Annotated in this window: 9 protein-coding genes; 4 read left to right on the forward strand and 5 right to left on the reverse strand. The window is 54.3% G+C overall.

All coding sequences use genetic code 11. The features are described 5' to 3' along the window. Positions 1-2,027: GAF domain-containing protein (locus H6F43_RS21100; RefSeq protein WP_190345139.1), on the reverse strand; the 2,027-nt coding region annotated here is incomplete at its 3' end. A gap of 217 nt (positions 2,028-2,244) precedes the next feature. Next, positions 2,245-2,400, reverse strand: a complete 156-nt coding sequence (locus H6F43_RS21105; protein ID WP_190345140.1) for a hypothetical protein — start codon at positions 2,398-2,400, stop codon at positions 2,245-2,247. A 108-nt stretch (positions 2,401-2,508) separates the two neighbouring features. Between H6F43_RS21105 and H6F43_RS21110 the strand changes: the two genes are divergently transcribed. Both H6F43_RS21110 and cysE read left to right on the forward strand, forming a co-directional pair. Further along, the gene (locus H6F43_RS21110; RefSeq protein ID WP_199290506.1) at positions 2,509-3,096 is read left to right on the forward strand and encodes a hypothetical protein; all 588 of its coding nucleotides are present in this window, start codon (positions 2,509-2,511) and stop codon (positions 3,094-3,096) included. Positions 3,097-3,202: 106 nt separating this feature from the next. After that, a complete protein-coding gene (cysE, locus tag H6F43_RS21115) occupies positions 3,203-3,997 on the forward strand; it encodes a serine O-acetyltransferase (RefSeq protein ID WP_190345141.1) in 795 nt (264 codons plus the stop codon). Between the two features lie 8 nt (positions 3,998-4,005). On the opposite strand, the gene H6F43_RS21120 is transcribed toward cysE, so the two are convergent. Next, positions 4,006-4,584 carry an Npun_F5749 family FMN-dependent PPOX-type flavoprotein gene (locus H6F43_RS21120; protein ID WP_190345142.1) on the reverse strand — a complete coding sequence of 193 codons (579 nt, stop codon included), beginning with the start codon at positions 4,582-4,584 and terminating at the stop codon, positions 4,006-4,008. A gap of 74 nt (positions 4,585-4,658) precedes the next feature. Next, positions 4,659-5,360, reverse strand: a complete 702-nt coding sequence (locus tag H6F43_RS21125; protein ID WP_190345143.1) for a SprT family zinc-dependent metalloprotease — start codon at positions 5,358-5,360, stop codon at positions 4,659-4,661. Between the two features lie 8 nt (positions 5,361-5,368). Here H6F43_RS21125 and H6F43_RS21130 point away from each other — a divergent pair, with 8 nt between their 5' ends. Next, positions 5,369-6,025, forward strand: coding sequence for a GNAT family N-acetyltransferase (locus tag H6F43_RS21130; protein ID WP_190345144.1), 657 nt, complete (start codon positions 5,369-5,371; stop codon positions 6,023-6,025). Here H6F43_RS21130 and H6F43_RS21135 read toward each other — a convergent pair. Next, positions 6,012-7,733 carry a DUF87 domain-containing protein gene (locus H6F43_RS21135; protein WP_190345145.1) on the reverse strand — a complete coding sequence of 574 codons (1,722 nt, stop codon included), beginning with the start codon at positions 7,731-7,733 and terminating at the stop codon, positions 6,012-6,014. The genes H6F43_RS21130 and H6F43_RS21135 overlap by 14 nt on opposite strands. Positions 7,734-8,140: 407 nt before the next feature. Here H6F43_RS21135 and H6F43_RS21140 point away from each other — a divergent pair. Beyond that, positions 8,141-9,255, forward strand: a 1,115-nt coding sequence (locus H6F43_RS21140; protein ID WP_199290507.1) for a GAF domain-containing protein, incomplete at its 3' end; no start/stop codon positions are given.

Here is a 9,255-nt window from a genome sequence, read left to right on the forward strand (position 1 = left end):
ATTTCTGCACCCAGGGACGATCGCCAGCAGGCGTCCACCGACTCGACCACAACGGTTCCGTTCCAGTCTGGGTCAAATTGATAGATCAACACGCGATCAACATCAAGAAACTGCCGCACCTCGGCAGCGGTTGTATCTAAAATTTCCTTCAGATTCAGCGACTGACGAATCCGCAGCGCGATCGCGTTGAGCAAATAGGCGCGTTGGTTTTGGCTTTGCAGCGCTTCGTCTGCCCGCTTGCGCTCGGTGATGTCGCGGAAGTAGCAGATACGACCGTAGATCGTGCCTTCGGACGACAGAACTGGGTTGGAGTAGCAGTCGAATATGCGTCCATCGAGCAGCGCCAGCTCGGTGTGGCTGACTGAACTCGAATCGGCAGATAGCGATTCAATGGCAGTGATAAACTCATCTGGCTTTTGCAAATGAGACAGCAGCCAGTCAAGTAAATAGTTCACATCCTCGGCTGGCGATCGCGTCTCAGGTACCCGTGAGGTGCAACTACGCAGCGTCTCAGGCACCTGCCACAGCTCACAGAAGCGACGGTTATAGCTCGTTACTTGCCAGCGTTCGTTCACGACTAGAATCCCGTCGATCGCGGCGTCCTGCTGCGCCCGTAGGAGCGAGTTGCTGTGTTGAAGTGCGTCTTGAGCCTGAATGCGCTCCATGAACTGCCCAATCTGGCTACCGATCGCCGCTAGCATCTGCATCAAACTGTGATTTGGCGCTTGCACCTCTTGGCTAAATAAACTAATCACGCCCAGCAGTCGGCTACTGCTTAGGACTGGAAATCCAGTAGCGCTATGCATTCCAAGCCGAGTCGCGACCATTTCACCCACAAATCGATCGTCGCGGGCAATGTCGGGAATCCAGATAGGGGCAGTCTGCTGCCAAACCTGACTAGGTAGCCCCACACCGGAAGCAAACGTTAGCTGCTGTATGGTGGCGTCAAACGCTGTAGCATCCAGGCTTGACATGTGCCAGCGGGCAGCACAGCGCAGCCCGTTTGTCTGAGAATCAAGGATCCACAACTCCGCCAAATCCCACCGCAGCATTTCACAGATTACCTGAAGCAGACGGTGCATGGCTTCATCTAAGTTGGCGGCTTCTGCGAGCACCTGCGTCGCAGCATACTGTAAGCTCAAACGCTGCTCTGCTCGTTTGCGATCGGTCACGTCGCGCACAATTTTCAGCACTTCGGCTTCGCCACTGACCACTATGCGGGTTTCTTCGCTGTGGATGCCGTCCTCCAGCAGAATCTCGTACTCGCAAAACTGCGTTTCGCCCGTTGCAAAGGCTTGTTCTCGACAGTGACGCAGCTGCTCGGCAATGTCTGCTGGTAATACGTCAGCTTCGCGCTTGCCAACTAGCTCATTGGGAGGAAGCAGCAACCCCACAGTTTTAGACGGTTGTGCGTTGAGGTAAACACCGTCTCGGCTGATGCGCAGCATCAGATCAGGAATGGCGTGGATCAACGCCTGATTGTGGACTTCGCTTTGCCGGAGACTCTGCTCCACTTGCTTCTGCTCGGCGGCAGCGCTCACAAGTTTCCGCAGCTTGCGTCGCAGTTCTAGCTGACTGGTTGCTTGACGGCTCAGCCGCCATAGGGCGTCAATCTGGTGCGACTGCAATTCGTGCGGCAGAGTGTGTACTACACAAAGCGTTCCGATCGCCTCTTCATCTGAAGTCAGCAGCGGCACACCCGCATAGAAGCGGATCGGTGGGTCGTCTGCCACTCCAGAATGGTTGGCGAAGCGCTCATCTGCCAGCACGTCTGCAATCACCAGTGCTGCCCGATGCAAAGCGCAGTGTTGGGAAAGCCCCACTGTTCTAGAATCGCTTTGCTCCAGTCCGACGCACGCCGTAACCCACGGCTCTTCTAATAAGTGGATTGCAGCGATCGGGGTTTCGCAGATCGCAGCAGCTAACTGCACGATGTCTTCCAGAGCTGCATCGAGTTCAACGTCTGGACATTGGCGCAGCGCCTCTAGTTGCTCTGCCTCACGAATAGGTGCGTCTTCAGGATTCATGCTGGCAATAGTCAGGTTATGCAAGCAGCGGTGTTATCGTATGTTAACAATTTGTAACGTAGCAAACCCTGAGATTTCGCGGCTGAAAATACTGAAGTTTCAGCCCGCCCTGTCTCCACATACCCGTGCGGATATATACGTTAAGCAGAGCGTTTAAATACCAACAGGACAAAAAATACCGACAAGACAAATAAATACCAGCAGGACAAAGCAACTGCTACTCGCCCAAGCAGCCCATTAACAGCAGCACTCCTACTATCCAGAATATCCAGTTGGGAACGGCTAATGCTGCCAACCATTCAAACGGCAGCAGCACTAACCGCGTTATGACCAAGCCGACGATGATAAATAGAAATAGTAAGGGAAGTGCCATGGTGTATAAGAGCACAGGTAAGAATTGAGCCCCTTTCGCAAGCGGAAACATTCGATCGAGCCGTATCGTCTACCTTGCTTAGACGCTAATTTAGGTGGGATGGTTCGAGTGTATAGTTTCACAAGCGATGAGGTTAAAGCGGCAGTGATGAATCAACGAGCACTCGATCGAGCCGAATTAGAGCGGCTAACCCAGAGGATACCTCTGAAGCGTTCTTTGATGCATCCACTCCTGATGACTGCTGTGAGGTCAGGTGTAGCGCTCGTTGCACTACTGCTGCTTCATATTCCGGCTGTAGCACAGGACGCAAACTTCGGTAAGCTGACCCTAGATTCTAACAAGACTTCCGGTACGCTCCAAGGGTCTACAGGCGGCTCAACCTCGCTGCCTGCGATCGTCAGCAATAGCGATCGCAGCAACAACAAATGCCTGGGATTTGGTGACCCCACTCCCGACCACATTTTGGTGCTTCAGCAAGCCGTTCCGCGCTTGAGACTACGTGTAAACAGCGGCGGAGGCGACACAACACTGGTTGTGCAGGGACCCAACGGTGTGATTCGCTGCGGAGACGACTCCAGCAGAAGCAAGGATGCCAGCATCACCGATACAGACTGGCAAGCGGGCACTTACAGAATTTGGGTTGGCTCTGCCACTCCCAGCACTCCGCGAGACTACACCTTAAGCGTTCGACCTTGAGCAACAATCGCGTTTCGTGTCGTTGGCGATTTCCTCCACGTCGCGTTGAGTGAACAAACCAGGCGCTAAAATAATCAGAAGGTAAATTTTGCCAGAGGCTTGCCTGGTGTTATCCACTCTGATTGCTGACTTTCGCATCATTTTCGATCGGGACCCTGCGGCTCGCAACTGGCTGGAAGTGCTGTTCTGCTATCCAGGCTTGCAGGCGCTGATTTTTCATCGTTTCGCCCATTGGCTGTATGTGTTGGGACTGCCTTTTATCCCTCGGTTCATCTCTCATCTGGCTCGCTTCTTGACGGGAATTGAGATTCATCCCGGTGCACAAATTGGTGAAGCGGTATTTATTGACCACGGGATGGGTGTGGTGATCGGAGAAACGGCGATCATCGGTGACTATGCGCTGATCTATCAAGGAGTGACGCTGGGCGGCACGGGCAAAGAAAGCGGCAAGCGCCATCCGACCGTGGGCGAGAACGTCGTCGTGGGGGCAGGCGCAAAAGTCTTGGGTAATATCCAAATTGGCAATAACGTCCGAATCGGCGCGGGTTCTGTAGTCTTACGCGATGTGCCGTCTGACTGCACGGTGGTCGGGGTGCCGGGTCGGATCGTCTATCGATCGGGTGAGCGAGTGGGTCCCCTTGAACATGGACGCCTGCCCGACTCTGAGGCGCAAGTGATTCGCGCCCTCGTCGATCGCATTGAGCAGCTAGAGCAGCAACTGCAACTGGTTCAACAGCGTCAGTCCTTGGATGACTCGTTTTCTCGGATGTCTGCTACTGCCAGCATTTCAGCGGACGCTGCCACGACGACCAACGCCAAGCCTGCACTAACCGCAGCAACCCCTGCGTGCCGCCTGCGGGACAAAATAATCGAAGAGTTTTTAGACGGTGCAGGCATTTAGCGCGTTCGCTACGGATTGACTTCCTGGCTCGACCAATCTCCGTTTTTGTGCTCATAAATGCGGCGATTCTGTGGATTCCCGCGTAGTTCTAGATGATCGACACGATCGGGATCAAGCAGCAGTAAGCAAAAGTTCGGCAGCGGCGCGATCGCGTCGGGCAAGGGTGCATTAAACCCATCGTCACTGACTCTGGGCTGACCTGGATCAGCCCAGGTGAACTGCGATCGAGCGGCGTCGGAAAGCTCTTGCCACGTTGAGGCTCTCGCCGCTTGCAAAGCGGAATCAGCATGCATCTCGCCCACCAGCGTTAAGCGTCCAGCAAACCGAAACTGCTCGCGAGTATTAGGGAAATACCAGCAGACCTCGCCCCACGGCGATCGCTCGATCTCATCTGCTTTCTGACTGCGGATGTCGGTGATGAACTTTAGTTGATTCGCATCGGCTAGAGTGCCGCGAAACACCACCGTGCGATTTGCTGGACGACCTGTTGCCTGTACGGTAGCAAGCTGCACATAGCGGGCATACGGAAGTGAACGATTGCGGTGTAGAGCGCGAGCTAGGGATGATCGCCACGGAGCAAGGGACATACAGGGACTGGGAAACCAATAAATGTTTACAAGCGAAGCATGATTCGCTGTTAGCGAGTAGTGTTTTCACAGTTCTACCGCTCCATCCACCAGGGTATCTCGTAGCGCGCGTTTTGCAGGCTGGCGTCCAATTGTCGGTACTGCGGTTCATAGCGACCCACCAGTTCCCAGTACGCAGGGGAGTGATTCAGGTGTACGGTATGGCACAATTCGTGAATCAACACATAGCGCACGATCGGCGGCGACAAAAACAGCAGCTTGCTGTTGAGGCTGATGGTCTTTTTTGCCGAGCAGCTTCCCCAAATCGTTTTCTGCTGCCGCACGCTGGCTCGCTCAAATGGCAGCGCCAGTTCCTGACTGACGCTCTGCAGCCAGGAAATCAAGTGTAGCCCTGCTTTGTGAGCAACCCACTGCTGCAAAGTGGCTTGGCAGAGGGATGGATTAGCAACCTGTCCCGACAGAACGAGACGGAACGGGGATGCTGTGAGCTTGACGCCGTGCCACGTAGTCGGGCAGTATTCCACTTGCCAAGCTTCCCCGATCGCCCGTAGACAAATCTGTTCCGGTCGTTCAGCGGCGGTATCAGAGTGTTGGACCTGCGCCTTTATTCGCTCGGTGGCACGGTCAATCCAGTGTTGCTTTTTCTGAAGAATCGCAGGAATGTCGCGCTGGTCAAACCCAAAGGGCACAATCACTTCTAAATTGCCAAGGCTGGAGAGCTTGAGGGAGACGTGTTTGGCTTTGCGGCTTTCGCGAATCGTGTACGTTAATGACATTGGTGCCGATGAAATTTCAACCGTTGGTGGAACAAGTGACCCTGCGTCCGGCGATCGCCGAAGATGGAGATTGGGCAACTCCGCTGCTGTTTGCGGCGGGTCCGGAGGTGTTTAGCTACAGTTTTGCCTCGCCAGCAGAACAAGCACAGACCATTCTACGACAGGCATTTAGTTACCCTCACCATGCCTTTAGCTACGAGTACGCGCTCGTTGTGGAGGTACAGCAGCAGCCTGTTGGTGTGATGATGCGCTACTCCGGCTCTGTGAAGCGACAGGCAGACGAGAAAGTGCATTCCGTCATGGCGCGCTTGCTGCCTCTGCACAAGCTGCCCAAAATCCTGATGAACGTGGCGGATTTAAGTCGAATTAAGCAAGAGGTGCGGCTCTCAGACTATTACATTTTGGGACTCAGCATTCTACCGGAGTTTCGAGATCAGGGGCTGGGGTCTCGCTTCTTGGCGCAGGCGGAGGTTGAAGCCCGATCGCAGCATTGCTCTAGCTTGTGCTTGGATGTGACGTACAGCAACCGGCAAGCGAAGTTGCTGTTTGAGCGAGTCGGCTATCAAGTGACCTGTAGTAAAACCACCGATCGCTTTGCTCAGATGACCCGCACAGGTGGACTGCATCACATGGTCAAGTCGCTGGACACACCTACTCAATGCTGACGCCACGCACGGTCTGAGCCCGCGATCGCGCTGTCAGGGGTGCCTGCTGAACCTCGCGATCGCGGATTCGATGCACCTGAAAATAGTTCTGCCACAGCTCCGGCGCGTTCAACGTCTCACCGCCATGCTTCGTTAGGCGCTTGCGGACTTTGCACAAGACAGGTGTGTTGACGCAGGCTCCCGCCACAATGATTTGCCCCTTCGTCAATGCAGGTAATTCCTTGAGCAAATCTCGCCCCGCCGCTTCCACGCCGTACTTCAGGCTTTCCTGGTCCACCGGATTGACAATTCGCATGATGAACTGGCTCATGCACTGGGACAGCACATCAGAATCCAGCTTGCCCGGACGCTGCGTAATCAGTCCAACGCCCAAGCCGAATTTGCGCCCCTCGCTCAGAATGGTGCGAATGACTGCCTTACAGCGTGACGGCTCATGGGCGGGCGCAAAGCGGTGCGCCTCCTCTAGCAGAATGAATACGGGATAGGGCAAAAAGTTTTCATCGCTAGGCGTAATGAGTTCTCGCTGCGTGTTCATTCGGGCTTGGTTAGCCTGTCGCAGCACCGCCGCGCAAATTACCTGCTGCTCTTCCTGACTGATTTCGTTCAGTTGCAGCACGGTCACTTGTCCCGGTTCAAACAGATCCCTTGGCGCAACACTGTGTTCAAACGGGTGGAAATAGCTCGATCGCTCCAATCGTTCTAATTTCCACTCCAGCGCCGGAGCGGACGATCCCGATTTTTCGTTGCCGTCGTCGTCCACCTGCACATCGGCTTCGCGCACTGCTGCGATCAAGTCCTGAATGCCCCAGCGATATTCGCCGCGCTTGTGGCGCTGCAGCAGGCGATAGGCTTTGTTGAGAATGGACTGCTGACGATCGCTCATCTCTGGCAGCAGCGTCAGAATGTCGTAGTAATCTAGCGACGAAACGCGGATCCGAATATCGTCGGGCGTCATCACGTTGACTTTGGGCGAGTAGCCGTCAGCCGTTTGGAACTGCGGGTGTCCTTGGATTTCGGACAGCGTGTGATACTCACCGTGTGGGTCAAGAATTAGCACGGCAGCGCGGTTATGCGGTAGCAGTAGCTCTTCCACCAAGACGCCTGCGGTGTAGGATTTGCCCGACCCAGTACCCGCCAAAATTGCCATGTGCGTACTGACAAGTTCCTTGACGTCTAGGGCGATCGGCACATCCGACTCCCGCAGCAGCAGCGACCCAATGTGAGCAGAGCCAATTTGCCCAGGCTGTCGGCGGTTGAGAACGCGCTGAAGCATGGGGTCATCCGCTAGATGCACTTTAGCGCCGGGATCAGGCGTTTTGCGCGGGTTCATGAAGCCGAGTGCGTCATCAAAGTAGCCGACGACATCCACCGTCACCTCATAGATTTCTGGATTCGCATACGTGAACCCCACGAGAGCGGCGATCGTCTCTGGGCTGATTTCGGTATCCGCAAAAATGCGGTCAGGCAGATGGTCGATTAAACGGCGGGCAGAAATCTTGCCCAAGATTTGGAGCGGGCGATCGCGGAGTTCAGCGGGCGCGGCCAGCACTTCGTAGTAGACAAACTCGCCAACTTTGACGTGACGGTTGTTTGCCGTGATAAACACGTATTGATTACCGTTCTCTCCCGGTCCTTTGACCGTGCCAATCACACCTGCAACCGCTACGTTTCCAGGCTTTGATTCAATCGCTAAGTTATTCGCTCTCATCAGCCCTCACTTCGCTTGAGCCAGTGGTACGTGCGTATCCTTATGGTTATAGCAGCTTACCACCGCAACAGCTTCTCGGTGATTTTGCCTTCCGAGATTGAGCACGAGCCGCTCGGTGGTCATTAGCATTCGTCTGTATCCTGCTACTAAAAACGCATTAATGATAGGAAATTTACGGATACCTCAAACAGATTGACAGTGTAATCTGAAGCAACAGGCTGCTTAACACAATGCTACAAAAACCGCCTGTCAGATAGAGGTTGAAGTTGTAGGGGAACCCTAAAACTGTTGCATGGCAAACGCCAATTTTGTATTCAGGAGTCTGGTCCTGAGTCGCTCATGCATGATGTGCAACCAGGAATGGCGGTGTTAAGCAGCCGAGTTGATCGTAACGGAGCATTCCACTCGTGATAGATTCCTCTTCTCCCCTCCCTCAGGCTATTGGAGCGGTCTTAGCGCGAGAAACTCCTACTGGACAGGTCTCGGTCGATCTGCTTCGGGTACAGCAGCACATTTCTAAAATTGCCTCCACGAGTGCTGATCCCAGGCGAGCACTCGTGGAACTTGCTGCCGCGATCGGAACTGCCTTCCAAGTTGAGGGATGCTCGATTCTGTATTCAGCAAGCGCGGGTTCAGACAGTTATGCCATTCATTGGAAAGTGAATGCCCTAATGCTGCCAGTGCAAACCCTGTCAATCTCATCATTCCCTGACAAAGCAGCTCCTTCCGATTTGACTATTGTTCCAGATATGGAGCGGCTTTCCAGCGATGAGGCGATCGACCCGTGGTTTAGGACCGTGCTGACAAGTTGGCAAGTAACCTCATCCCCAACCGCGACTCCATCAGTAATCGGAGCCGCTTTGGCAATCTCAACTCGATTTCACGATCAGGTAAATGGCAGGATTAGCCTCATGCGAACGCACCCTCACAGCTGGACAACTACTGAAATTGAGGCACTCACGAGCGTGTCGCAGCAGGTTGCGATCGTGCTCTCCCATCTGCAGCTTCAGCAGCAGCTTCAGCAGCAGCTTCAGCATCAAGCAGTCGTTAACCAGTTAACGATGGCGATTCGGAACTCGTCTGACATCACGGATATTCTGAACCTGGCAACGAATGGCACGTCCACTGCCTTGCAGGTGCAGCGCGGTCTGTTGCTGCGCCTAAAATATTGGGACCCACTATTTAGGAGCCGATCCTCGACACAAACGCCTAAAGTACGAGTCACGGTGGTGTGTGAATGGTTTAACCCATCTGAAGGTATGGGCCTGTTTCAGGGCGATGCTGCCCCATCTGACCACTCGATCGAGTTCCCGTCTGCGTTGAATCAGTCATTCTGGCTGTCAGAGTGCGCGCTTTGTCAATATGCTTTCAAGCAGTCAGGCGCACCGATCGTGATCAACGATTCGCGCGAGCTACCCGGCTTTGATTCCAGTATCGGTATTGCCTCCGTATTCACCTTAGAGGAGCTTCCCGCTGTGCTCATAGCTCCTCTGGAGAGCCAAGGAACGGTATTGGGATTTTT

The sequence above is a fragment of the Leptolyngbya sp. FACHB-36 genome (genome assembly GCF_014695955.1).
In the GTDB taxonomy this organism is placed as follows: domain Bacteria; phylum Cyanobacteriota; class Cyanobacteriia; order Leptolyngbyales; family Leptolyngbyaceae; genus FACHB-36.